The 23,458-nt window shown below is 66.5% G+C and carries 22 protein-coding genes; 16 read left to right on the forward strand and 6 right to left on the reverse strand.

The features are described 5' to 3' along the window. Positions 1–414 precede the first annotated feature (414 nt). The 4 genes from ACOKR1_RS02270 to ACOKR1_RS02285 all read right to left on the reverse strand — a co-directional run bounded on the left by ACOKR1_RS02270 (position 415) and on the right by ACOKR1_RS02285 (position 4,898). On the reverse strand, positions 415–1,155 hold the full coding sequence (locus ACOKR1_RS02270) for a TSUP family transporter (protein WP_422935157.1): 741 nt from the start codon (positions 1,153–1,155) through the stop codon (positions 415–417). Positions 1,156–1,159: 4 nt separating this feature from the next. Further along, positions 1,160–2,584 (reverse strand): NAD-dependent succinate-semialdehyde dehydrogenase, encoded by a 1,425-nt coding sequence (locus tag ACOKR1_RS02275; protein WP_422935158.1) that lies wholly within the window; start codon positions 2,582–2,584, stop codon positions 1,160–1,162. 309 nt (positions 2,585–2,893) lie between these two features. Then, a complete protein-coding gene (locus ACOKR1_RS02280; protein ID WP_422935159.1) occupies positions 2,894–3,676 on the reverse strand; it encodes a DeoR/GlpR family DNA-binding transcription regulator in 783 nt (260 codons plus the stop codon). A gap of 88 nt (positions 3,677–3,764) precedes the next feature. Next, positions 3,765–4,898: a Gfo/Idh/MocA family protein gene (locus ACOKR1_RS02285; RefSeq protein WP_422935160.1), complete on the reverse strand. Its 1,134-nt coding sequence runs from the start codon at positions 4,896–4,898 to the stop codon at positions 3,765–3,767. 240 nt (positions 4,899–5,138) lie between these two features. Here ACOKR1_RS02285 and ACOKR1_RS02290 point away from each other — a divergent pair, with 240 nt between their 5' ends. The 9 genes from ACOKR1_RS02290 to ACOKR1_RS02330 all read left to right on the forward strand — a co-directional run bounded on the left by ACOKR1_RS02290 (position 5,139) and on the right by ACOKR1_RS02330 (position 13,838). Further along, a complete protein-coding gene (locus ACOKR1_RS02290) occupies positions 5,139–6,386 on the forward strand; it encodes an ABC transporter substrate-binding protein (protein WP_422935161.1) in 1,248 nt (415 codons plus the stop codon). Positions 6,387–6,455: 69 nt separating this feature from the next. Continuing rightward, the gene (locus ACOKR1_RS02295; RefSeq protein ID WP_422935162.1) at positions 6,456–7,388 is read left to right on the forward strand and encodes a carbohydrate ABC transporter permease; all 933 of its coding nucleotides are present in this window, start codon (positions 6,456–6,458) and stop codon (positions 7,386–7,388) included. Continuing rightward, positions 7,385–8,206, forward strand: coding sequence for a carbohydrate ABC transporter permease (locus tag ACOKR1_RS02300; RefSeq protein ID WP_422935163.1), 822 nt, complete (start codon positions 7,385–7,387; stop codon positions 8,204–8,206). Before ACOKR1_RS02295 ends, ACOKR1_RS02300 begins: the two co-directional genes overlap by 4 nt. A 22-nt stretch (positions 8,207–8,228) precedes the next feature. Beyond that, positions 8,229–9,053: an SDR family NAD(P)-dependent oxidoreductase gene (locus ACOKR1_RS02305; protein WP_422935164.1), complete on the forward strand. Its 825-nt coding sequence runs from the start codon at positions 8,229–8,231 to the stop codon at positions 9,051–9,053. Continuing rightward, a complete protein-coding gene (gene dgoD / locus ACOKR1_RS02310) occupies positions 9,050–10,219 on the forward strand; it encodes a galactonate dehydratase (protein WP_422935165.1) in 1,170 nt (389 codons plus the stop codon). The genes ACOKR1_RS02305 and dgoD overlap by 4 nt, the downstream gene beginning before the upstream one ends. Beyond that, positions 10,213–11,136 carry a dihydrodipicolinate synthase family protein gene (locus ACOKR1_RS02315; protein ID WP_422935166.1) on the forward strand — a complete coding sequence of 308 codons (924 nt, stop codon included), beginning with the start codon at positions 10,213–10,215 and terminating at the stop codon, positions 11,134–11,136. Before dgoD ends, ACOKR1_RS02315 begins: the two co-directional genes overlap by 7 nt. Further along, positions 11,133–12,008: an SMP-30/gluconolactonase/LRE family protein gene (locus ACOKR1_RS02320; protein ID WP_422935167.1), complete on the forward strand. Its 876-nt coding sequence runs from the start codon at positions 11,133–11,135 to the stop codon at positions 12,006–12,008. The genes ACOKR1_RS02315 and ACOKR1_RS02320 overlap by 4 nt, the downstream gene beginning before the upstream one ends. A gap of 32 nt (positions 12,009–12,040) precedes the next feature. Further along, on the forward strand, positions 12,041–12,979 hold the full coding sequence (locus ACOKR1_RS02325) for a PfkB family carbohydrate kinase (protein ID WP_422935168.1): 939 nt from the start codon (positions 12,041–12,043) through the stop codon (positions 12,977–12,979). Next, positions 12,969–13,838 (forward strand): aldolase, encoded by an 870-nt coding sequence (locus tag ACOKR1_RS02330; RefSeq protein WP_422935169.1) that lies wholly within the window; start codon positions 12,969–12,971, stop codon positions 13,836–13,838. Before ACOKR1_RS02325 ends, ACOKR1_RS02330 begins: the two co-directional genes overlap by 11 nt. A gap of 226 nt (positions 13,839–14,064) precedes the next feature. On the opposite strand, the gene rbsD is transcribed toward ACOKR1_RS02330, so the two are convergent. After that, complete coding sequence (gene rbsD, locus ACOKR1_RS02335) at positions 14,065–14,448, reverse strand: D-ribose pyranase (RefSeq protein ID WP_422935170.1); 384 nt, start codon at positions 14,446–14,448, stop codon at positions 14,065–14,067. Further along, positions 14,445–15,428 carry a ribokinase gene (locus tag ACOKR1_RS02340; RefSeq protein ID WP_422935171.1) on the reverse strand — a complete coding sequence of 328 codons (984 nt, stop codon included), beginning with the start codon at positions 15,426–15,428 and terminating at the stop codon, positions 14,445–14,447. Before ACOKR1_RS02340 ends, rbsD begins: the two co-directional genes overlap by 4 nt. Positions 15,429–15,710: 282 nt before the next feature. On the opposite strand from ACOKR1_RS02340, the gene ACOKR1_RS02345 reads away from it, so the two are divergent. From ACOKR1_RS02345 to ACOKR1_RS02375, 7 genes are all read left to right on the forward strand, one after another. Beyond that, positions 15,711–16,727 carry a zinc-dependent alcohol dehydrogenase family protein gene (locus ACOKR1_RS02345; protein WP_422935172.1) on the forward strand — a complete coding sequence of 339 codons (1,017 nt, stop codon included), beginning with the start codon at positions 15,711–15,713 and terminating at the stop codon, positions 16,725–16,727. Positions 16,728–16,741: 14 nt separating this feature from the next. After that, positions 16,742–17,419, forward strand: a complete 678-nt coding sequence (locus tag ACOKR1_RS02350; RefSeq protein WP_422935173.1) for a DUF2291 family protein — start codon at positions 16,742–16,744, stop codon at positions 17,417–17,419. Continuing rightward, on the forward strand, positions 17,419–18,975 hold the full coding sequence (locus tag ACOKR1_RS02355) for a sugar ABC transporter ATP-binding protein (RefSeq protein WP_422935174.1): 1,557 nt from the start codon (positions 17,419–17,421) through the stop codon (positions 18,973–18,975). The genes ACOKR1_RS02350 and ACOKR1_RS02355 overlap by 1 nt, the downstream gene beginning before the upstream one ends. A 2-nt stretch (positions 18,976–18,977) precedes the next feature. After that, complete coding sequence (locus ACOKR1_RS02360) at positions 18,978–20,105, forward strand: ABC transporter permease (RefSeq protein WP_422935175.1); 1,128 nt, start codon at positions 18,978–18,980, stop codon at positions 20,103–20,105. Positions 20,106–20,194: 89 nt separating this feature from the next. Next, entirely contained in the window at positions 20,195–21,181 is a 987-nt protein-coding gene (locus ACOKR1_RS02365) for a D-ribose ABC transporter substrate-binding protein (protein WP_422935176.1), read from the forward strand. 65 nt (positions 21,182–21,246) lie between these two features. Beyond that, positions 21,247–22,980, forward strand: coding sequence for a dihydroxyacetone kinase family protein (locus ACOKR1_RS02370; RefSeq protein ID WP_422935177.1), 1,734 nt, complete (start codon positions 21,247–21,249; stop codon positions 22,978–22,980). Further along, positions 22,973–23,443 carry a ribose-5-phosphate isomerase gene (locus ACOKR1_RS02375; protein ID WP_415854799.1) on the forward strand — a complete coding sequence of 157 codons (471 nt, stop codon included), beginning with the start codon at positions 22,973–22,975 and terminating at the stop codon, positions 23,441–23,443. Before ACOKR1_RS02370 ends, ACOKR1_RS02375 begins: the two co-directional genes overlap by 8 nt. The last annotated feature ends 15 nt before the right edge of the window (positions 23,444–23,458 follow it).

Here is a 23,458-nt window from a genome sequence, read left to right on the forward strand (position 1 = left end):
GAGACATTCTGCCCCGAACCTGCAGGGCCGACTCGACCCGATCCGTGAAACGCGGTGCCGACATATCCACTCCCTACCCGCCCTTTCCCCGTGGGCAATCCCACTCTCCGCTTCGATGTCGACCCGCTCCATCGACGATGGTTCCGGAGGCGTTGCGCCTGCACGACTATGACGGTCCCACGCTCTGCCCTTTCGCCGCGCGGGCCTCCGTCATCCTCGTCGCGGCGACCGCCGCCGTGACCTGGACGGGGCGTGAGCAGGGAAGGTGCGGCCGCTCCAATACGGGTACTGGTCGGCACCGGGGGCGCGGGCCACGTTCAAGCGCTGCTGAATTCCGGAAGGATCGCCCCGGAGGGAGCAGTTTGGTGCCGGTGGCCCGCCTGAAACGTGTACCCGTTGGACCGTGCACGGCCGTCAGACGAGCGCCACGACCCCCTCGACGAGGATGAGCACCGCCCCCGTGAACGCCAGGACGATGACGGCGGCACGGCTCGCGCGCGTCGGAATCTTGGGTCCGAGCCAGTTCCCGAGGATGATCCCGCCCGCGAGTGCTATGGAACAAGCCAACCACTGGGGGCCGTCCAGCTGCGGCAATGAGTGCTTGGCCAGCAGCGACGCGAGCCCGACGCCGAAGAAATAGAGCTGGGCGCTCGCGGCGAACGCCGCATGCCTCCATCGGGTTGCTAGGGCATAGGCCGTGACCGCCGGTCCGCCCACCCCCGCCGTCACGTTCATGAAGCCGGAGACGAAGCCTGCCGCCGCGGCGCCGAGCCGGCCCTGCAGCGGCGCCAGTTGTTTCAGGGTGAGGCTGACAGCCAGCGCCGCGATGACCATTCCCCCGATGAGAACGGACAGCACGGCCGACGGTGCGTGCGTGGCGACCCATGAGCCGGGCACCACGGCCAAGACGGCTGGACCCAGCATCAGGAGCACGCGCCGGTACTCGACCATCCTGAATACCTGCACGAACACGAGCAGTGCTGTCACTGTGCCGAGCACGTTGACCAGGAGCACTCCGTCAAAGGGTCCCAAGAGCGCGACGAGGAACGGGGAGGCGACGAGAGCGAAGCCCACGCCACTGATTCGCTGCGTGGAGGCGCCAAGGAATGTCGCTCCGGCCAGAGCGGCCAATGACCAGGCATCGGGAAGGCTCATCGGGTCAGGGACGCCAGGCGATGTACTTGGGCTCGGTGAACTCCTCGATGCCGAGGCTCGCTCCCTCCCGTCCGAGTCCCGACTGCTTGACCCCGCCCATCGGGGCGAAGGCGACCGATGGCACTGGGTCGTTGATGCCAACGATGCCCGCCTCGAGCTCTTCGGCCACGCGCCAGCAGCGCCCCGCGTCCTTGGAGAAGACGTAGGCTGCGAGTCCCATCTCGGTCTGGTTCGCCCGCCGGACCGCGTCGGATTCGTCGCAGAAAGGGAAGGCCGCGGCCACCGGACCGAATACTTCGTCGCGGGCAAGGGCCGCTTCGTCGGGGACGTCAGTCAGCAGCATGGGACGCAGGAATGCGCCCTTTTCCGGGACCGCGCGAGGAGTGGTCCGTTCCTTCGCGCCGAGAGCGAGGGCCTGGTCCACCTTCCGCTGGACAGCATCGACGCTCTGGTAATTGATCATCGGCCCGAGGTCTGGCACTGGCTCGGCTGCCCCGTCGCCAAGCGTGAGCTCGTCCAGACGCCTCGCGAGTCGAGAGACGAAATCCTCGAAGACGCCCTCCTGCACGAGGAAGCGGTTCGCGGCGACGCAGGATTGGCCCGTGTTGCGGGTCTTCGCGAGGATGGCGGCGTTAACGGCGGCGTCAAGGTCGGCGTCGTCGAAGACGATGAAGGGCGCGTCGCCGCCCAGTTCTAGCAGGGGGCGAATCACGCGCCGCGCCGCCGTCGCCATGATCTTCCGCCCGATCTCGGTGGAGCCTGTGAACGTGACAACGCGGACGGCCGGGTGGGCGAGGAGCGCGTCAGTGACTTCCTGCGATGGGCCGTGGACCAAGTTGACGACGCCGGCGGGAAGCCCGGCGTCGTGCAACGCCCGTACCAGCTCGGTGGCGGCGAGGGGGGCCCGCTCCGACACCCGCGCCACCACGGTGCAGCCAGCCGCAAGGGCGGGGGCGAGTTTCCTCGCCTGGAGTGAGCACGGGAAATTCCACGATGTGAGGCTGACGACGACGCCGGCCGCGGCCCTTGTGGTCAGGTGCCGGCGGGCGGGGTCCTCGCCCGGCAGCATGTTTCCAAGGGGGCGGCGCGCCTCTTCCGCGAACCACCTCAGGTACTCGGCCGAGAACGAGACCTCGCCTGCAGCCTCGGGGAGTCGTTTTCCGGCTTCGGCTGCGAGGATGGCGGCGATGTGGTCGACGCGCTCGAGGAGGATCTCGGACGCACGGAGCAGGATGTCCGCGCGTCGGCGGGCCGGCGTGCGGGACCAGTCGCGGAACGCCGACGCCGCAGCATGTGCCGCCTCGGTCGCAAGCGCCCCGTCGCCCCAGCAGACGGTGCCAACGATCTGTCCGGTGGCCGGGTTCTCGACGTCCTTGCGGGTGGTGAGCCTCCGCCACTGCCCGTTGATCAGGGTGGTCTCTTCTGTCATGGCGACGTGCCTTTCGTGATGGCGGGAGAGTCAGGATTCCGTGACGCGTCCGACAGCGCGGCACGCATGTCGGCGGCATGTACGCGGGGGCTGAGGGCGTAGCACGTGCACCGGCCACGCCGCGTGGCCTGAACGAGGCCGCGCACTTTCAGCACGGTGAGGTGGTGGTAGACCGTGACGGGTGCGATACCGAGACGGATTGCGGCGTCTTGTGGGGCTTCCACCCCGGACGTGACCAGAGTCAGGAGCGCAAGCTTAGTCGGGCTCATCCCGGTGAGGATGGCGCGCAGTTCGGCTGCGGTGTGCAGGTCACGCATCGTGATTCGCGACGAGGATCGTCACCCCGGCGTCGGCGAGGGCTGCAGAGATCGCGGCGGGGGGCGGCGCGTCTGTCACGAGGATGTCCACGAGGCTGAAGTCCATGAGATGTACCACGGCGGAGTGGTTCATCTTGCCGACTGTCGCGACGACGACCACTTGGTCGGCGGAGTTGATCAATGCCCGCTTCGTCGAGAGCTCGAGATCGCGGTCTACGTAGAGACCGTTGGGGCGAACGGCAGCCGCCCCGACGAAGACCTTCTGCGCCCTCAGCTTCTCGAGCGCCGAAACCGTCATCTCGCCGATAAAGGCCTGGCTGTCGTGAAGCAGCTCGCCCCCGAGGCTGATGGTCCGGGCTGATTCCAGCCGGAGCCCCTGCTGGATGACGGGTGCGGAATGGGTGATGATCGTGCCGCGGAAATCCGGCGGAAGCTGGCGGACGATCTCGAAGCACGTGGTTCCGGCGTCGACGATGATCGTCTCGCGCTGCGAGATCATCCCAAGACATGTCCGCGCAATCCGCTCTTTGCCCTCAGACTCACGGCTTGCGCGTTCCCCGAAATCAGCCGTGTGGGCCGATCCGTTGGGGAGGCTGATGCCCCCGTGGACGACGCGAGCGAGACCGCGTCGGGAAAGCTCGCGCGCATCTCTGCGGATTGTCATATCCGAGACGGAGAACGACAGTGCCAGCTCGGAGATCGACACGAATCCCTGACGTGTCAGACGGTTCATGATCTCCCCCTGACGGGTGTTCAAACCGATCGCGCTGCTCATGGTGCCACTCCGGGTCCTCTGTTCTTCGAAACTCTTGGTCTAGCCCGACTGCTGGGGCCAGAACACCCCCTGCAGCTCCGAAGTCGGATCAGCTAGCGGACTGAAGTTCCACTGCCTTGCCCTCGCGGGCAGACTGCTCCGCGGCAAGGCCCATGCGGACTGCGCGAAGGCCGTCCCGGATCGAGACCTCGACCGGTCCTTCGCCGAGCACGGCGCGCCGGAAGCCAAGGTGCTCGTAGTAAGTCGAGCCATGGTGGGCTCCCGCGCCGAGCACGGTCGGGTCTACGTGGACCGCTTCACGGACCGGGTTCAGGGGAGAGCGCGGGCTGAAGAGGACCTCCGCCGGTACATTCTCATGTCCCGGCCAGTGCTTCGGTGCAACAGGGATGAAGCACTCCACCTTCGCCCTGTCTCCAACGATCGAGAGGTGCTCTTGGAACTCGGAACCCTCTGCGAACATGCACAGCTCGAACATCGCTCGAGTCCCTCCCTCGAAATCGACGATCACGTAGGCGTTGTCGAGGATGTCCGGGACCCGACCGTCATACAGCTCGTCCTGATGGTTAACGTCCGCGGCGCCGGAGGCGTAGATGCGGATGGGCTCCGCGCCCAAGACGTAGTGCATGAGGTCGAAGAAGTGACAGGCCTTCTCCACGAGTGTTCCCCCTGTCCGCTCGTTGAACCGGTTCCACTGGTCCACCTTGTCGAGGAACGGGAGCCGGTGCTCGGTAAGGGAGAACATCCTCACCCGACCTAGTTCTCCCCTGCGGACGGGTTCGAGCATGGCCTGGACGGGAGGCATGTAGCGGTACTCCATCGCGACCCAGATCGGCGCTCCGTAGGCGGCAGCGGCCGACTCCAGCGCGTCGCAGTCTGACAGGGACGAGCAGAGGGGCTTCTCGATAAGGATCGGCAGCTTCCTACCGCTCGCAAAGATGTCGTGGAGGATTGTCCAGTGGGTATCGTTCGGCGTGGCAATGACGAGGGCGTCGACCTCTTCGACGTCGAGGAGCTCGTTGTAGGAGGCATACTCGGCGGCCGTATGGCCTAGCTGCCGGATGGCTTCGATCCGCGAGGACTCTTCGGGGTCGGCGATGGCGACGACGTCGCTGCCGGGGATGAGCGCGAGGTTGCGGATGTGCTCCTGCCCCATATTTCCGACCCCGATGAGGCCGTAGCGAACGGTTCGGGGTTGGCATTGAGCAGCGGATTCGGGCGACATGTCGATCCTGTCTTTAGACGTCTACGGCTGGGTCTGTGGGTAAGCTCACATGTTCAGATATACACCTTTGAGTGTTGAATATCCAACATTCAATGTGATATTACTTACATCATGTGCTGCACATCACAGGATGTTGCGGCCCGCCAGAGGGCAAGGGGGAGCCCGACAGCCGAGCAGTAAAGGGCGCCGGTCCAAGAGGCGGAGCCTTAGGAGAATCAACCCAGCTGATAAGGATCGACAATGAAGTCTCGCTTTGCGCTCGTCGGAGCCGCGGCGGTCGTGGCCCTCTCGTTGGCCGCCTGCGGCGGCGGAGGCCAGGGGGCCGGGTCGAACACTCTGGAAGTCCAGACCGGTGTCGCCGCCGACACGAACGAGATGGCCGCCCTCAAGGCGATCGCCGCCGACTTCGAGAAGGCCAACCCGAACACCAAGCTCAATCTGGTTCCTGCCGGAACCAACTACGAGAACGACATCAAGGTCCGTCTCTCCTCCAACAACATCCCCGACATCTGGATGACCCACGGCTGGTCTCTCCTGCGGTACAGCAAGTTCCTCACCCCGCTGCAGAACGAACCATGGGCGAAGAACCTGGTCCCCGAGCTCGATCCCGTCATGAAGGACGCCAGCGGGGCACTTTACGCCATGCCGACCAACGTCGATATCACGGGGATCATGTACAACAAGGATGTTCTTGCCAAGGCCGGCTACAAGCCGGAGGACATCAAGACCTGGGATGACTTCATGAGCGCCGCGGAGAAGGCCAAGGCGAACGGCGTTTCGGCTGTCTACGCGGGCGGCAAGTCTATGGCCGGGACAATCCTCGACCATGTAATCTCCGGCGCCTTCACGCAGAATGGGCTCGATCAGATGAAGTCCGGCACGTTCGTCGCCGACCCCTACGGTCAGGCACTGAACCTTGTCGGGAAGTGGCGGGACGCCGGGCTCTTCAACCCGGACTATTCCTCAGCCACCAAGACCGACATGTCGAAGGCGCTCGCCCAGGGGCAGGCCTTGTTCGAGTTCGGGCCCTCGCCGATCGCGGACGACGCGATCAAGTACAACCCGAACGCCCACATCGGCTTCATCCCGATCCCGACGCTCACGGGTGCGCCTTCCTACCTCGACACAGGGGAACGGACGGCCTACGGCGTCTCAAAGACGTCGAAGGACGTGTCCGGGGCCAAGGCCTTCCTCGCCTTCCTTGCCAAGCCTGAAAATGAGACCAAGATGGCCGCAGCGTCCGCATCGTTGCCCGGACTCACTGACGCGAAGTCGACGCCGGGGCCGCTAAGCTCCAGCTACGACGAGTACGTGACTCAGAAGAAGACCCAGACAGTGCCGTATTTCGACCGTGTCTACCTGCCCAACGGCGCCTGGAGCACGATGGGCAACGGGACCGATGCCGTCATCACCAAGCAGTCGGACGTGAACAGCGCCGTCCAGCAGATGGCGAGCACTTACAAGAGCCTGTACGGCCAAGGCAAGTAGCCACCCCAGCTGCCCCTGTCGTTGCCCCCGCGCACCGGCAGGGGCAGCAAGTCCAAAGGAACAGTCCTCATGGCACAAGTGATCGTCGAGCGACCCGACCGGCGACTCAAGGCACAGCCATCCACTCGTCGTCGATCTCGGCGCGGTGGGACAGCCAACCTTCTGTACATCCCCGCGCTCGCTCTGTTCGCGGTCTTCACGGTCTACCCCCTCATCCGCGGAGCCGCCCTCTCCTTCACCAACTGGGACGGATACACGCCCGGGCAGGACTTCGTCGGGATGGACAACTACCTCCGGCTGCTGAACGACCCCACCTTCCACACCGTGATGCTCAACACCCTCATCTATGGGGTGGGGAGCACGGTCATCCAGCAAATCCTCGGACTAGGCCTCGCGGTCGCGCTCGACCGCCCCTCAAGATTCCGCAGCATTGCCCGGGCGCTCATCTACCTGCCGGTGCTCGTGTCACCCGTGATCATGGGGACGATGTACTACCTCCTGTTCCAGTACAACAACGGCACGTTCAACGACATCATGGTCGCGCTGGGACAGGGCCGGGCCGCCTGGCTGAGCGATCCCGGCGTCGCCACGGCGATCATCGTCGTCGTCAACAGCCTCCAGTTCACCGGCATCTCGATGATCATCTACCTGGCCGGCCTGCAGTCAATCCCCGGAGAGCTCTACGAGGCGTCGAGCCTCGACGGCGCCACGGGGTGGAAGCAGTTCACGCACGTCACCGTGCCGCTTCTGCAGCCGGCCTTCGCAGCCAGCATTGTCCTGAACCTTATCGGGGGGCTGAAGCTCTTTGACTTGATCAAGGTCCTCACCGCTGGCGGTCCCGGCTACTCGACCAACTCGGTGTCCACCCTCATCAGTGTGGCCTACTTCGACGACCAGACGGCCGGCTACGCCTCCGCCATGGGCGTCGTGCTGTTCCTGCTGATCCTTGTGGTCAGCCTCGCCGTCAACGCGGTGCTTAACCGCCGTTCTGTGGAGGCATGATGAAACTGCGTCCAGGTCTCATTGCGGGCGGAGCGGGGCTCACCATGATGGTGCTGCTTCAAATGCTCCCCTTCTGGGTGGCCATCACGACCGCATTCAAGCCCATCACCGACTTGTCGCCCCAGATGTTCTTCCCGGGCAACGTCGACTGGGGCAATTTCGCCACCGCCATCTCAGACGGCAACATCCTCCAGGCTGTGGTCAACGGCGTGATTGTGACAGGAGTGTCGACGGCTCTCGTGTGCACGCTCGGTGCCCTCACGGCGTATCCACTGGCAAGGCGGGTCACCCGCCTCAACAAGGGGATCCTGCTCTTCATCCTCAGCCTTCTCATGATCCCGCCCTTGAGCATCATGGTCCCGCTGTACTCGATGCTCACCCAGATGAACGGCGTCAACACCTACTGGGGCATCATCGTTGTGATGGTCACGCTGCACCTCCCTGTGAGCGTTTTCCTCTACTCCTCGTTTCTCCGCAACGTGCCCCGTGCCCTTGAGGAGGCCGCGACGATCGACGGCGCGAACCTCATCCAGACGCTTGTGCGGATTGTCTTCCCGCTTCTGAAGCCGGTCACGGCGACGGTGGCCATTCTGGCCGGAGTATCCATCTGGAACGACTACTCGCTGTCGGTCTTCTTCCTGACCGATCCCGCAGTGCGCACCGTCGCGCCAGCCGTCGGCGCATTCTTCTCGCAGGAGAGCAGCAATCTCGGCGCAGCTGCGGCTGCCTCGCTCATCGCCCTCGCGCCGGTGCTGCTCGCCTACCTGTTCCTGCAGAAGTACTTCATGAAAGGCATGGTCGCCGGTGCAGAGAAATGAGCCATCCCGCCCGGTCGCGCTGGTGACGGGCGGTGCAGCCGGGATCGGCAGGGCCATCGTCGAACGCCTCACGGGGGACGGTTGGGCTGTCACCTTCGTCGACCTCGACCAGGAAGCTGGGTCCGCCGTTGCGACGGACATCTCGGAGCGCGGCGGCGCCTGCCGGTTCGAGTGCGCCGATCTCGCGGACCGTGATCAGCGCCGTGGGCTCGTCGCCCGGACCGTCGAGGCGTGGGGCGGTCTGAAGCTCCTCGTCAACAATGCGGCCTACGTCGGAGCCAGGCTGAGCCTCATGGAGCTGACCGAGGAGGACTGGGACCGGGTCATGGAGACCAACCTCACCGCCACGGCGTTCCTGACGAGGGACGCCGCCAGAGCAATGCATCGGGGAGGCGGCGGCTCGATCGTGAACATGGCGACCATCCAAGAGCTGCTCCCTCTCCCTACCCATGTCTCGTACGTGGCGAGCAAAGGCGGGATCTCGGCCCTCACGCGTTCCCTCGCCGTCGAGCTTGGACCGTATGGGATCCGAGTCAACGCCGTGGTGCCTGGAGTCATCCAGACTCACGGGATGGCCGAGGAGCGCGAGCATGTGGGTCTCGGAGCCGCGGTTCAAGACGGGAACCAGCCATCCCTGCTGCCGCGCTTGGGAATGCCGGAGGACGTCGCGGGCGCTGTGGCCTTCCTGGCCTCGACTGACGCGGCCTTCGTCACCGGATCGACAGTCACGGTCGACGGCGGCCGGAGCCTGAGCAGGAAGCCCGACCCGCTGGCCGAGGGCCTGACTACGAGAACCGGGCAGCCCAAGCAGTCGCCCGAACCCCAGCAGGAAGGAACCGCCCGATGAGCCAGGACAAGATCGCATCTGTCGAGTGCAACCCAGTGGCACCGCGATGGCTGTTCGTGAGGGTGGAGACCTCGCAGGGGCTCGTCGGCTGGGGCGAGGCGATCGTGCCGAAGCGAGCCCGCGCCGTCGTCGGCGCTGTCGACGACCTGGCCCTCAACATAGCTGGAGCGGATCCAGACCGCATCGAAGAGCTCGTGCTCCGGATGGGACACGGCGGGTTCTTCCGGGGAACGAGTGCCATCGCCTCCGCCGCCGCCGGCATCGAACAGGCGCTCTGGGACATCAAGGGACGCCGCTACGGGCTTGCGGTCCACGAATTCCTCGGCGGCGCCGTCCGCGACCGGACCAGGCTCTACGCCTGGATCGGCGGCGACCGGCCCGGCCACGTGGTCGAGCACACGCGCCAGCGCATCGCTCAGGGCTTCACGATGGTCAAGATGAACGCGACCGAGGAGCTCGACTACATCGACACCCGAGCCCGCGTCACCGAGGTCGTGGAGCGCGTGGCGAGCATCAGGGACGCCGTGGGGGACGGCATCGAGATCGCCCTGGACTTCCACGGGAGAGTCCACCGGGCCATGGTCAAGGTGCTTATCCGCGAACTCGAGCCATTCCATCTCGCATGGATCGAGGAGCCCCTCAGCCCCGGCTTCGAGAGCGAGCTCCCTCACCTTCTCTCTCCTGACTGCTCCATCCCGATCGCCACAGGGGAACGGCTCGTGCACCGGACACAGTTCCGGGAGCTCTTCCGCCACGGCGTGGTGGACATCGTCCAGCCGGACGTCTCTCTGACAGGGATCTACGAGCTGGCCAAGATCGCGCACATGGCCGAGGCATACGACGTCGCCGTCGCGCCCCACTGTCCCAACGGGCCGATCTCGCTCGCGGCCTCTCTCCAGGTCGGCTTTGCCACGGCTAATGTCGTCGTGCAGGAGCAGAGCGTCGGCCTGCACTACAACCAAGGCTACGAAGGCCTGCCCGCCGCGGAGATGTTCGACTACGTCCGCGACCCGGCGCCCCTAGTGCCAGCCGACGGGCATCTCGCCCTGAACACCCGGCCCGGCTTGGGCCTCGACATCGACGAAGACGCCGTCCGCGGGTCTCGCCAGTGGGAACTGCGAGATCCGGAATGGCGGCACGAAGACGGAAGGATGGCGGAATGGTGACGCCAACACTGCCCCGCGGGGCCATGGTCGCCCTGGTGACGCCGACGACACCTGCCGGGGAAGTTGACCCCGGCGCCCTGGACCGGCTCGTGGGCCACGTCGTGGCCGGCGGTGTCGCAGGCATCTCGCCATGCGGTTCCACCGGGGAGGGCGTACGGCTGACCTCGGAGCAGCGCCTCGACGTCACCGCGCGCGTGGTCGAGCGCTCCTCGGGCCTTCCCGTGATCGCAGGAGTCCCGATGCTCGCCCTGCCCGATGCCGAGGGCGAACTCGCGGATCTCGGATCGCTCGGCGCAACCGCGGCGCTTGTGGCTCCGCCCGGCTATTTCCCGATGTCCGACGCCGAGGTGGAGAACCTCTACCTCCGTCTCGCGGACGCATCGCCGGTTCCGCTGGTGCTCTACAACATCCCCGCCTTCACACGGATTCCGCTCTCTGTCCACGTGGTGGCACGCCTCGCCCGGCACGAGAACATCGTGGGACTCAAGGACAGCAGCAGGGACCTCGAATACCTGCAGTCGCTCGTCGCGGCGATCGGTGATGACGAGGTTATAGATTTCCGCATCTACACCGGCACTGACACCATGCTCGTGGCGAGCGCCCTGGCCGGAGCCGACGGCTCCATCGCCGCGAGCGCCAACCTTGTGCCGGACTTGGGCGTGCAGATCCTGAATCTTGTCTCCACAGATCTGCGCCGGGCCATCGAGCTCCAGCGCCGGCTCTCCGCGATCGTCGCATCCTGCCGCAGGGGAACCCCGCCGGCGGGATGGAAAGCCGCGCTCTCACTGCTCGGCCTCTGCGATCCGGCGCCCGTGCCGCCCGCTCTTCCGCTCGCGGCCGACGCCATGGAGCGGTTGCGGTACGAGATGCGCGAGGCCGCGGTGTTGGGATCCACCGAGGCGCGTGCGTCCGGATGAGGTCTTCCCTCGAACCGGTATTGGAGGTCGGCGCTACCCTCGGTGAGAGCCCAATCTGGGACGATCGGACGGGCACTCTGCTGTGGGTGGACATCCATCGGCACCAGGTCCACCGCTTTGATCCGGCCTCGGCCACGGACCGGTCGATCGTGCTTGAACAGCCGGTCGGCGCGGTGGCGCTCCGAGAGGGTGGGGGCTTGGTGGGGGCCGTGGGGCTGAGTGTCGGCGTCATCGACGAGGACACCGCATCCTTCGCGCCCTGGCACACCGTGAACGAGGGCACCAGGATGAACGACGGCGCGTGCGATCCCGGCGGACGGTACCTCGCCGGCACGCTGACCGAGCCCTTGACCCAAGGGGCCTCGGCGCTCTTCTGCCTGGAACCCGACGGTCGGTTCCGCCGCCTCCTCGGCGACGTGACTCTCTCGAATGGCATCTCGTGGAGCGCCGACGGTAACACCATGTACTACATCGATACATTCCTCGAGCGAGTGGACGCCTTCGACTACGACCCCGAGACGGGAGGCATCGAGGTGGGGTCGCGCCGCACCATCTTGGATCTCCGCGAGGCGGAGGGGCGACCCGACGGGATGACCATCGATACGGAAGGGAACCTGTGGGTGGCCATGGCCCGCGGTCGCGCGGTCCGCTGTTACGACACGCGCGGCCGATTGCTGCACCTCGAAGCGGTGCCAGCGCCGGTCGTGACGAGCTGCACCTTCGGTGGGGCCGACTTCGCGGACCTCTACATCACGACCGGCCAGTGGCCTGCGTCAGGGGAGGAACTCCGGGAATGGCCGAGGGCGGGGGCCGTCTTCCGGCTCAGCGGTCTCGGCGTGCAGGGGAGACCTGCGCAGCGTTTCGCGGGCTGACGGGCACAGATGCGGAGAGGACGGGTGGGAGATTGAGTACCCATGACGGGCAGCTTCTCGTCTTTTGGGGGTCGTGCACCTTGGACACGATCGCGCGGGTCAGTTCCTTTCCGGAGCCGGACAGTCGGACTGTTGCCTACGAGCTGATCACAGCCGGCGGCGGGCCGGCCGCCACGGCAGCGGTGGCAGCAGCCCGTGCAGGTGCCCGCACCGCGTTCCTCGGCACGGTTGGCGCCGACGATGAAGGCGACCGGATCCTCGCTGGACTCGAAGCCGAGGACATCGACACGAGTGCCGTCAGGCGCGATCCGAGCCAACCCTCCGGGGCGAGCGTCGTCGTCGTCGGCCCTGGGGCGACGCGCGCCATCGTCACGCGTCCAGTCCCGCGCGTCGTCGTCCACCTCTCAGCCGCGGCCCGACTGCTCGAGGAAGCCGCATGGGTGCACGTCGACCATCTCGGCTGGCCGGCGCTCCGCACGCTTCGCCTCCCGAAGCGCACGTTTCGCGTGAGCGTGGACGCCGGCAATCCCTTACCGGCGTTCAGCCTTACCGGCGTCGACCTCTATGGGCCGACTCTTGCGCGCCTTGCTGGGGCTCTGCAGCCCACGGACCCCGCTGAGATCGAGGCGCTCCTCCGCACGTCGCACGAGGCAGGTGCCGGGATGATCGTGGCCACGGACGGGGAGCGCGGCAGCTGGGTCCTCGATGAGGCAGGACGCTTCGTCCACGTGCCCGCAGCCAAGTGCGACGCCTACTCGACTTTGGGGGCCGGGGACGTCTTCCACGGAGCACTCCTCGCCGCGATGGCGGCGGGCCTCGAGCTCGCCGATGCCGCGGGTTTCGCCAGCAAGAGCGCCGCGTCGTCGTGTGAGGGACTCGACGGCCGGTCCCGCATCCCGTATGCCCGCCCGCGGCCGCCCGCGGCGACTGAAAATCACCCTTCCAGAGGAATCTCCGGTCATGATCACTGATACCAAGTTGGACGCCTTCCGGCGTGCCTCCGGGGCCTTCGCCGTCCTCGCCCTCGACCAGCGCGAGGCTCTGAGGGCGATGATGTCTGCCTACCGGACGGCGCCGGTCACCGACGAAGAGGTGCGCCGCTTCAAGCTCGAGGCGGCTCGCGTGCTCACGCCGCATGCCTCCGGAGTCCTCCTCGATCGCCAGTTCGCCCTCGATCAGGCCATCGACGGTGGTGCCGTCTCGCCGGGCTGTGGGTTGATTGCGGCCGCGGACCGTTTCGACAAAGCGCACGGTGAGACGGTCGGCGAAACCGCCATCGACCTTGATGTGGGCCCCGAGAGGTACGCCGCGCTGGGTGTGAAGGCCCTGAAGCTGCTCGTCCTCTACCGGCCGGACGGGAACCGAGAACAGCGTGTGGCCATGGCCCTCGAGTTCATCGAGCGCTGCCGTGAGGCGGGCCTGGCGAGCATTCTCGAGCCAGTCTCGCGTAGGCCGCTGAACGGGGCGCGATTCGATCACACCGCGGGGATCATCGACGCAGCTGCCGAGCTGGGCCGCCTTGGGGCCGACCTGTACAAGGCAGAGGTTCCCTATGCTGGCCAAGCGCCCGAGGCAGAGGTCCGCTCCGCTTGCGCTCGACTGACGGAGCTTGTCGACAGCCCCTGGGTGGTCCTTTCCTCCGGGGTGCCAGAAGAGTACTTTCCCCAAGCCGTGAGATGGGCCTGTGCTGAAGGAGCCTCGGGTTTCCTTGCCGGCCGTGCCATCTGGGCGTCATGCCTCGGTGCGGCGGACGTATCTGCGGCCCTCCGGGAGGGAGCAGCGGACCGGCTCAGGAGGCTGTGCGACCTCGTCGACGAAGCTGTCGGCTAGTCTTTGGGAACCCCGCAGCATGGGAGAAACATCGGGCGTCTCGAGCTCCGCTCACCGATCGAACGGGAGAGCAGCGATCACGTCCGCTGGCCACGTGGCAACCTCCAGCCCTGTTTCGCGAGCCCGGGACCGCCGCCTATGCGCTCTCGGCCCGGGGGCCGTGGTGCTGGCCGAGAGGCGGCCACCTGCCGGAGCCGATGGCCCAGACCCGCCCTGGGCTGACCTGCTAGAAGGGGACTCCGCATCGAAGCGCGACGTTGGCGTACGGCGTCGCCTCGCCGGAACGTACGATCAGCTTGGCCCTCGGCGTGAGCAGTTTGAACTCTTCGTGCGGCACCGATTCGACGGCGCTGATGCGGCTGCTGACCCATTCGTCGGGTTTGGTTCCCAGGCACTCGCTCGCCACCACGCAGGAATCGACGACGAGTTCGCCGAGCACGGCGTCGAACACCTGGACGAAGCCGGGGACACCCATGGTGAGGGCGAGATCGACGATGGGGGCGCCCAGCGGCAGGGGGAGGCCGCAGTCGGCGATGACGAGGAGATCTCCGTGGCCCAGGCGCGCCAGACCGGCGTTGAGATGCGGGTTCAGGATTCCGTGCTTCTTCACGAATTTCCTCCGGGGAGTCGGTCGGTTGTGTACGGGTAGGACGACTGAGCCCCCGAATGCAGCACCGCAAAGGCACCGACGCGGACGGCCAGTCTCACGGCGTCCTCGAGAGAATCGCCCGCGGCGATTCGGGCGCTGAGCGCGCCCACGAAGGCATCGCCAGCCCCGGTGGTGTCGAAGGCAGCGACCGGGGGAGCCTCAACGCTGACGAGGGAGGTCCCTTGGGACAGGAGCGCGCCCCGGGCTCCTCGGGTCATGACCACCGAGCGGATTCCCTGGCCGACGAGGGCCGCTACCACCGATTCGTCCGCTGCCGGGCCCTCGCCGCCCGACGCCCCCAGCATCTGCAGGGCGAGCCGCCCCTCATGCTCGTTGACGATCAGCGGGTCTGCCCGACGAAGCACGGCCGGGTCGAGCGGAATGACGGGAGCAAGGTTGAGCACGAGCCTTGCCGGGCTTGCCTGCGCCGCGGCGGCGGCCGCCTCCGCGGGCACCTCGCCCTGTAGCACGAGTACCGCCGCGTCTTCCAGGAGATCCCGGTGCTGGAGCACCATCGCTCGATCGACCCGCGCGTTGGCGCCTCGGGAGACAATGATCGAGTTTTCGCCATTGCGGTCGACGGCGACGAACGCCATGCCGGTTTCCCCCGGGACCACGGCGACGCCGCCGATGTCCACGCCGGCTTCGCGCAGGCCCGTGAGGGCAAGGCTCGCATTGGGGTCTTGGCCCACAGCGCCTATGAACGCGACTCTCGCCCCGAGCCTCGCCGCGGCGACGGCTTGATTCGCCCCTTTTCCTCCGGCCTGTGCCGTCGAGGAGTTGGCCAAGACTGTTTGCCCCGGCAGGGGGAGGGCATCGACGGCGAGCAGGATGTCCGTGTTGACCGAGCCGACGACGGCGACGAGCGGCTTCCGCGTCGCCTTCCCGGCGTCCGCTGTGGGCGATTCGTGTGATCTTGAGGCGTCATCGGTCGTTGTCACGTGAAATGTTATATCAGGTCGGTTAAGGGTCGTCGAGAGTCTTCTCGAGTAGAAGCGCTTCTTATGGGGTTTTGACGGGAATCATGGGATGCCTGCGTGACGTCTTGACAGTGGTCGGGATCACATATAGCTTGGATTTGTAACGCAAACTGGCCACAAAATAACAAGCAGTTAACACGAAGAGGTCGGCTGCACATCAGGCCAGCGGTTCCCACCAATCGATCGAGCACGACAGCAAGGGCCACTGCCGCCCTGCTGAGCCTGACAGGAGCGTCGACGCAGATGCGCGCAATTGTTTTCGAAGAGCCGGGGAAGCTCGCACTGACGGAGCTGCCCGATCCCACTCCGGGTCCGAAGGAGGTGGTCATCGAGGTCGCGGCCGTGGGCATCTGCGGCACGGACACCCACGTGTTCGACGGCGAGTTCGAGGGCACCGTCTTTCCCCTGATCCCGGGCCACGAGGCTTCCGGCACGGTCGTCGCCGTCGGCTCGGACGTGACCAAGTTCGCGGTCGGCGACCACGTCGCCGTCAACCCCAGCACGACCTGCGGCGAGTGCGAGTTCTGCCTCAACGGCAAGGGCAACCTGTGCCGCGAGTGGAACGGCCTCGGCGTCGTCGCGAGCGACGGCGCGGCGGCCCAGTACCTCAAGGCACCCGTGGGCAACGTGTACAAGCTGCGGCCGGAGACGGACCTCCACCAGGCCGCGCTCATCGAGCCGCTCGCGTGCGCGATCCGCGGCTACGACATCCTGCCGCGCAAGATGGGCGAGCACTACTTGGTCTACGGCTCCGGGACCATGGGCCTCCTCATGGCCCAGCTCGCCCCGCGCGCCGGGGCAGCGAGCGTCACGATCGTGGACCTCAACGAGAAGCGGCTCGAGGCCGCCCGCGAGGTGGGCATCCAGAACGTTCTCGGCAGCGCGAACGACGCCGACCGCGACCAGTGGGACGTCGTCATCGACTGCACGGGCGTGATCCGGGCAATCGAGGACGGGCTGCCCCGCGTCAAGGCTGGCGGCACTTTCCAGCACTTCGGCGTCGCACCGGCCGAAGCCAAGGCCAACTACTCGCCGTTCCGCGTCTACCGCGACGAACTCAACATCGTGGGCACCATGGCCGTCCTGAACACGTTCGGCCGCGCGGTCGAGATGTTCGAGGCCGGAGCCATCAAGAGCCAGCCGATGATCAGCCATGCGTTCGCCCTCGACGACTACAGCGAAGCGCTCGACATGTTCCGCAAGGGCACGGGCCGCAAGCTGCAGATCCGGCCGAACGCCACCGAGTCCGTAGTCCTCTGAGCCGAAGGGTGGAGATGTTGAACCCCGCAGCTGCGCCTCCGCGCACGCCCCAGGGCAGATCCTCGAGGATCGAGCCGAAGAAGCTCGTCATCCCCGCCGTCCTGCTCGTCCTGCTTGTGCTGATGATCGCCAACACGAAATTCCTCTTCGGCAGCCAGGCCACGGAAGCGGCGCCGGGCACCTTCAGCCCCGCCTCCTACGCCCAGGAGAAGTACCAGTCGGAGATCTCACCCGACATCGAGAAGCGGGCCACGGACCTGACCACGGTGGCCACGGCCATCAAGGCCGATCAGGCTGCGGCCGCGAAGCAGTACGGCGTGGTCTCCGGATCGTCCGCGCCGGTCTTCTCCGTGAAGTTCACCGGCACGGCGGCCAAGCCGCTGGACAGCGGCCTCGTGCAGGTCGCGGTTCCGGGCCTGCCCGCTGATGTCAAGGTCTTTGTGCAGGTCGGACCCGCGGTCAATGGCACGGCTATCCGCGACGCCACGGGCAAGGTCGAGTTCTCGCAGTTCAAGAACCAGATCGACTACCAGAACGTCGGTGCCGAGCTCAACAATCAGGTCAAGCAGCTCGTCCTGAAGAACGTGGACAAGGCGACCATCGAGGGCAAGCAGCTCTCGGTGGTGGGCGCGTTCCAGCTGGTGAGCCCGACGTCGTTCGTTGTCACTCCCGTGAAGATCGATGTGAAGTGATGAGCGCCGAAAACGCCACTCTCACGGGCAACGCCATCCTCCAGGCCCACAACGTCACGAAGCGCTACGGCGGCACGCACGCCCTCAAGGGCGTTGACTTCGCGGTGCTCGTGGGAAGGGTCGTGGGCCTCTTCGGGGAGAACGGGGCCGGCAAGTCCACGCTCATGAAGATCCTCTCCGGCATTGAGAGCCCCACAACGGGAAACCTCGAATTGCGCGGAGCGCCGGTGGAATTCGCCAACACGGTCGAGGCGCGGGACCGCGGAATCTCGATCATCCACCAGGAGCTCAGCCTCTGTCCCAACCTCAGCGTCCGGGACAACATCTTCATGGGCCGTGAGATCCTCACCAAGGCCGGTTCTGTTGACTACAAGGCCGAGTCCGAGGTCGTCGAGCGGCTCATGGAGCGGCTCGAGGAGAAGATCGACCCGGAGACGCTCGTGGCCGATCTCCGACTCGGGCAGCAGCAGATCGTCGAGATTGCCCGTGCGCTCTCCACCGAGGCGCGGATCCTCATCATGGACGAGCCGACGTCCGCCCTCAGCGCCGCCGAAGTCGAAGTCCTGTTCAAGGTCATCCGGGACCTGACGAACGACGGCGTGTCCATCGTCTACATCTCGCACCACCTCGAAGAGGCGATGGAGATCTGCGACCACGCGGTTGTGCTGCGCGACGGCGAGATCGTGGCTCAGGCGGAGACGAAGGATGTCAGCCTCGAATGGATCGTCGGCAACATGGTCGGGCGGAACTTCGACCTCGGCAGTCCGCCGGATGTCGAGTTCGGAGAGACCGCCTTGGCGATCGACGGCGTCAAGGTCGCCGATCCGGCCAATCCCGAACGGCTCGCCGTGAATGGCATCTCCATCAACGTCCGTGCAGGGGAGATCGTGTGCATCTACGGGCTCATGGGCGCCGGCCGCACGGAGCTGCTTGAGGCGGCTGCGGGCCGCGGGCCCCTGGTCGGGGGCCGCATCACGGTGCATGGCCGGGACCTTGCGGGCATGACCATTGCCGATCGCATCAAGTGGGGCCTCACCCTGGTCCCGGAGGACCGGCAGCGTGACGGACTTGTCCAGACGATGTCGGTGGGCAGGAACCTCTCCCTCGCGAGCATCGGGAGCTTCGTCAAGGGCGTCCTGATGTCTCCCTCTGCCGAGGGGAAGCTCGTGCGGCAGGGCATCCAGGACGTCCATGTGAAGACCGCGGGCCCGTGGGCATCGATCGGCTCGCTCAGCGGCGGCAATCAGCAGAAGGTCGTCATCGGCAAGATGCTGGCCACGAACCCCAAAGTCATCCTGCTCGACGAACCGAGCCGCGGGATCGACATCGGCGCGAAGACCGAGGTCTTCAACCTCCTGAGCGAGCTCGCCGGGAAAGGCCTCGCGGTCCTCTACTCGACGTCCGAGGTCAACGAGTGCTTCGGCGTCGCAAACCGCGTGATCGTCATGAGCAAGGGCAGGATCTCCGCCGAGTTCGACGCCGCGACCGCCACCAAAGAGCAGGTCATGGCAGCTTCCGGCGAATCTGCCACGGCATCCACCACGAACGGACACTAGACATGAGCACCACCAAGTCAGCTCTCGCGGGCATCTCGAAGTCCGCCCGTTTCAGCGGCGGCCTGGACGTCCCCCGGCTGCTCCTCGAAGGCCGGGCCTTCATCGCCCTGATCGTGATCGTCGTGGCCTTCTCCATCCTCTCGCCCAACTACTTCACGGTCGAGAACCTCCTCACCATGTCCTCCCACGTCGCGATCTTCGCGATCCTGGCGGTCGGAATGCTCATGGTCATCCTCAACGGAGGCATCGACCTCTCGGTCGGATCAACCGTCGGCCTCACCGGGGTCATCGCTGGCTTCCTGCTGCAGGGCGTGAAGATCCCGGCCCTCGGAATCGCGTTCTACCCCGCAGCGTGGGTCTGCGTCATCGTCGCCGTCGCCGTGGGCGCACTCGTCGGCTGGATCAACGGCGCGCTCGTCTCGCGCTTCGGAGTGGCCCCCTTCGTCGCCACGCTGGGCACGCTCTACGTGGTGCGCGGTGCCGCGCTCCTCATCACAGGCGGCCTCACCTACCCCAACCTCCGCGGCGAGGCAGCGCTCGGCAACACCGGGTTCGACTGGTTCGGCTTCAACAGGATCCTCGGCATCCCGATTGGTGTCCTGTTCATGATCGTCATCGCGACGGTCGCGGCCGTGGTGCTGAGCCGGAGCCCGTTCGGCCGCTGGCTCTACGCCTCGGGCGGCAACGAACGCGCCGCCGAGCTCTCCGGCATCCCAGTCAAGAGAGTAAAGGTCCGCATCTACGTCATCTCGGGCATCTGCGCTGCGATCGCCGGGGTGATCGTTTCCTCCGAACTGACCTCGGCGAACCCGACGTCAGGCAACTCCTTCGAGCTCACAGCGATCGCCGCCGTCGTCATCGGCGGAGCCGCACTGTCCGGAGGACGCGGCAACATCCGCGGCGTGCTCCTGGGCGCGTTCGTCATCGGCTTCCTCTCCGACGGACTCGTGATCGTAGGGGTCTCCGAGTACTGGCAGATGGTCTTCAAGGGCGCCGTCATCGTGGTCGCAGTCATGCTCAACCGCATCGAGCGCCGCTCGAAGCGCGTCAAGGCGACCACGCCCCCCGGCGGCCAGACCGCGGATCCCAGCAAGGGCGTCGAGAGCGCAACCGCCTCGTCTCCGGCCTAGCCGGCACGCCTCACCTTCACCAAGTCACCACCCCTACCAAGCCACCAACCCTTACCTAGAACACCGATAGCTCCACGAAAGGGATCACTATGTTCCGCAAGGCTGCAGTCGCCGTCGTCGCCGGCGTGGCCATCTTCGCCCTCTCCGCCTGCGGAGGCTCCTCGGGCCAGAGCTCAGGCGGCTCGGCCTCCGGGGGCACGGGCAGCAAGCTCCTCACCGTGATCGTCAACGACCCCGCCAACCCGTACTGGAGCACCGAGGGTTCGGCTGCCAAGGCCGAGGGCGAGAAGCTCGGCTACCAGGTCACCGTGACGAGCCACAAGGGCGACACGAAGACCGAGAGCGATCTGATCGACGCCGCCATCACGAACAAGTCCGCAGCGATCCTCCTCGACCCGGCGAACGCGGATGGCTCCGTCGGCGCCGTCCAGAAGGCCGTCAACGCCGGCATCCCGGTCTTCACCATCAACGCCGAGATCAACCAGCAGGGCCTCGCCAAGGGCCAGCTCGTCTCGAACAACGCCCAAGGCGCGGCGCTCGGCGCCCAGGAATTCGTCAAGGCCATGGGCAGCAAGGGCAAGTACGTCGAGCTCAAGGGAGCTCCCTCGGACAACAACGCGGCGACGCGGTCCAACGGCTACGCGACGGTCCTTTCGCAGGTTCCCGACCTGCAGCTCGTAGCCTCCGAGGTAGCGAACTGGGACCAGAAGCAGGGCCACGACAAGATGCAGACGATGCTCCAGGCCCACCCGGACATCCAGGGCGTGCTCGCAGGCAACGACCAGATGGCGCTCGGCGCCATAGCGGCCCTCAAGGAGGCCGGCAAGCTCGCAACCGTCAAGGTCGGCGGCTTCGACGGCGCCCCGGACGCCGCCGACTCCGTGAAGGCAGGCGAGCTCGCCTACACCGTCCTGCAGCCGGTCGTCTCCTTCGCGAAGAAGGCAGTGGACGAGGCCGACTCGCTCATCAAGAACGGCAAGACCGGTGCAGACACGGAGAAGCAGGCCTTCGACTGCGCGCTCGTCAACAAGGACAACATCGCCAAGTACACGGGCCCCTTCACCCTGTCGCAGTAACCGCCTCGCCGTGGGCCGTCGGTTACGAGGACCGGCGGCCCACCCTGGTCAAGGAGACCGTCCTCATGGCTTATCTCTTCAACGATCCGTTGGACTTCGCCGACGAACTGACAGCCGGATTCATCGCCGCCTACCCTCGCTGGGTCCGAAAGGTCCCGGGCGGAGTAGCGCGTTCGACGGCGTCCAAGCCCGGCACCGTCGCCGTCGTCATCGGCGGTGGCTCGGGGCACTACCCGGCCTTTGCCGGGCTGGTCGGGCCGGGACTTGCGCACGGCGCGGCGATGGGGAACATCTTTGCCTCGCCCTCGGCCCAGCAGGTCTACTCCGTGGCGAAGGCCGCCGAGTCCGGCGGCGGCGTCCTCCTCACGTACGGCAACTACGCCGGCGACGTCCTCAACTTCAACCAGGCCCAGGACCGGCTCAACGCCGAGGGCGTCCGCACCGCGACGGTGGCCGTCACCGACGACATCTCCAGCGCACGTGCCGACGAGGCCCACAAGCGCCGCGGCATCGCGGGCGACCTGGCGGTCTTCAAGGTGGCCGGCGCGGCGGCGGACGAGGGACGCACCCTCGACGAGGTCGTCGATGTCGCCTCACGCGCCAACAGCCGGACCCGCTCGTTCGGCATCGCCTTCTCCGGCTGCACGCTCCCTGGGTCTGCCGAGCCCCTCTTCACCGTTCCCGAGGGGAAGATGGCGGTCGGGATGGGGATCCACGGCGAGCCGGGCATCGGCGAGGAAGATCTCCCCAGCGCCGATCAGGCCGCCGAACTGCTGGTCCGCTCGCTGCTCTCCGAAGCCGCCGATGGCCCCGAAGGAAGCCGCGTGGCGCTCATCCTCAACGGGCTGGGCTCGGTCAAGTCCGAAGAACTCTTCGTCGTCTACCGGCGGGTCGCGGAGCTCCTCGATGAAGCTGGAGTGACCGTCGTCGATCCCGAGATCGGCGAGATGGTCACGAGCTTCCAGATGGCCGGCATCTCGCTCAGCCTCATGTGGCTCGACGAGGACCTCGAACGCTACTGGAGGGCCGCCGCGAGCACCCCGGCGTTCCGGAAGGGCGCGGTCGAGGAAACGGATGACGGCGCGTGGGCGCCGGAGCGCTCGCTGGGCACCGAGGACGAGCTCCCGGCCTCGACAAAGGAATCCCGGTCCGCGGCTGCCGTCGTTCAGGAGCTGCTCGACGCAGTGTGCGAGGTGATCGATGCGAACGTCGACGATCTCGGACGGCTCGATTCCATCGCCGGCGATGGCGACCACGGGATCGGCATGCAGCGCGGCGCGACCGCCGCGGCGAAGGCCGGCCGGGAAGCCATGGATCGAGGCGCCGGTGCGGGAACTCTGCTTTCGCGCGCGGGCGACGCCTGGGCCGACAAGGCCGGAGGAACCTCCGGGGCCCTCTGGGGAATGCTGCTGGTCACCATCGGTGGCCGCCTCGGAGACCAGGAGCGGCCCACCGCCGAAGCGGTGTCCCGGGGCGTGAGCGACGGTGCCGCCAAGATCATGGAGTTCGGCAAGGCCCAGCTCGGCGACAAGACCCTCGTAGACACACTCGTCCCGTTCGCGGTCGCGCTCGACAAGGCCGTGGCCGGGGGGAGCTCACTCGCCGAGGCCTGGGCGGCCGCAGGAGAAGTCGCATGGGCCTCGGCGGAAGCCACCGCCACGCTGGTCCCGAAGATGGGCCGCGCCCGGCCGCTCGCCGAGAAGAGCCTCGGCACGCCGGATCCCGGCGCGATGTCCATGGCCATGATCATCCGCACCGTCGGTGCACGCATCAGCGCAAAGGAGAAAATCAGTGACTGAGAAGCTGCGCATTGTCGTGGGAAGCGACGATGCCGGACTGGCCTACAAGGACATCCTCAAGAAGGACCTCGAGGGAAACGACCTCGTCGAATCGGTCATCGACGTGGGCGTCGACGTGGACGGGAAGACCCCGTACCCCACCATTGCCATCGGCGCTGCCGAACTCATCGCGGCGGGGAAGGCGGACCGCGCCCTCCTGGTCTGCGGCACGGGCCTTGGCGTCGCGATCGCCGCGAACAAGGTCGAGGGGATCCGGGCCGTCACGGCTCACGACAGCTACTCGGTCGAGCGTTCAGTGCTGAGCAACAACGCCCAGGTCCTGACCTTCGGCCAGCGGGTGATCGGCTTGGAACTCGCCCGCAGGCTCGCGCGGGAATGGCTGACCTACCGGTTCGACGAGTCATCGCCGTCTGCCGCCAAGGTCCAGCTCATGAACGACTACGAGGCCGATCGCGGTGCCTGAGAAGCTGCCGGCGGT

This window comes from Sinomonas sp. P47F7 (assembly GCF_049332655.1).
Taxonomy (GTDB): Bacteria; Actinomycetota; Actinomycetes; order Actinomycetales; family Micrococcaceae; genus Sinomonas.

What these genes read in the sequence shown, in the direction of transcription:
- ACOKR1_RS02270 (WP_422935157.1), bottom strand. Translation starts at nt 1,155, where the DNA reads ATGAGCCTTCCCGATGCCTGGTCATTGGCCGCTCTGGCCGGAGCGACA.
- ACOKR1_RS02275 (WP_422935158.1), bottom strand. Translation starts at nt 2,584, where the DNA reads ATGACAGAAGAGACCACCCTGATCAACGGGCAGTGGCGGAGGCTCACC.
- ACOKR1_RS02280 (WP_422935159.1), bottom strand. Translation starts at nt 3,676, where the DNA reads ATGAGCAGCGCGATCGGTTTGAACACCCGTCAGGGGGAGATCATGAAC.
- ACOKR1_RS02285 (WP_422935160.1), bottom strand. Translation starts at nt 4,898, where the DNA reads ATGTCGCCCGAATCCGCTGCTCAATGCCAACCCCGAACCGTTCGCTAC.
- ACOKR1_RS02290 (WP_422935161.1), top strand. Translation starts at nt 5,139, where the DNA reads ATGAAGTCTCGCTTTGCGCTCGTCGGAGCCGCGGCGGTCGTGGCCCTC.
- ACOKR1_RS02295 (WP_422935162.1), top strand. Translation starts at nt 6,456, where the DNA reads ATGGCACAAGTGATCGTCGAGCGACCCGACCGGCGACTCAAGGCACAG.
- ACOKR1_RS02300 (WP_422935163.1), top strand. Translation starts at nt 7,385, where the DNA reads ATGATGAAACTGCGTCCAGGTCTCATTGCGGGCGGAGCGGGGCTCACC.
- dgoD (WP_422935165.1), top strand. Translation starts at nt 9,050, where the DNA reads ATGAGCCAGGACAAGATCGCATCTGTCGAGTGCAACCCAGTGGCACCG.
- ACOKR1_RS02315 (WP_422935166.1), top strand. Translation starts at nt 10,213, where the DNA reads ATGGTGACGCCAACACTGCCCCGCGGGGCCATGGTCGCCCTGGTGACG.
- ACOKR1_RS02320 (WP_422935167.1), top strand. Translation starts at nt 11,133, where the DNA reads ATGAGGTCTTCCCTCGAACCGGTATTGGAGGTCGGCGCTACCCTCGGT.
- ACOKR1_RS02330 (WP_422935169.1), top strand. Translation starts at nt 12,969, where the DNA reads ATGATCACTGATACCAAGTTGGACGCCTTCCGGCGTGCCTCCGGGGCC.
- ACOKR1_RS02345 (WP_422935172.1), top strand. Translation starts at nt 15,711, where the DNA reads ATGCGCGCAATTGTTTTCGAAGAGCCGGGGAAGCTCGCACTGACGGAG.
- ACOKR1_RS02350 (WP_422935173.1), top strand. Translation starts at nt 16,742, where the DNA reads ATGTTGAACCCCGCAGCTGCGCCTCCGCGCACGCCCCAGGGCAGATCC.
- ACOKR1_RS02355 (WP_422935174.1), top strand. Translation starts at nt 17,419, where the DNA reads ATGAGCGCCGAAAACGCCACTCTCACGGGCAACGCCATCCTCCAGGCC.
- ACOKR1_RS02360 (WP_422935175.1), top strand. Translation starts at nt 18,978, where the DNA reads ATGAGCACCACCAAGTCAGCTCTCGCGGGCATCTCGAAGTCCGCCCGT.
- ACOKR1_RS02365 (WP_422935176.1), top strand. Translation starts at nt 20,195, where the DNA reads ATGTTCCGCAAGGCTGCAGTCGCCGTCGTCGCCGGCGTGGCCATCTTC.
- ACOKR1_RS02370 (WP_422935177.1), top strand. Translation starts at nt 21,247, where the DNA reads ATGGCTTATCTCTTCAACGATCCGTTGGACTTCGCCGACGAACTGACA.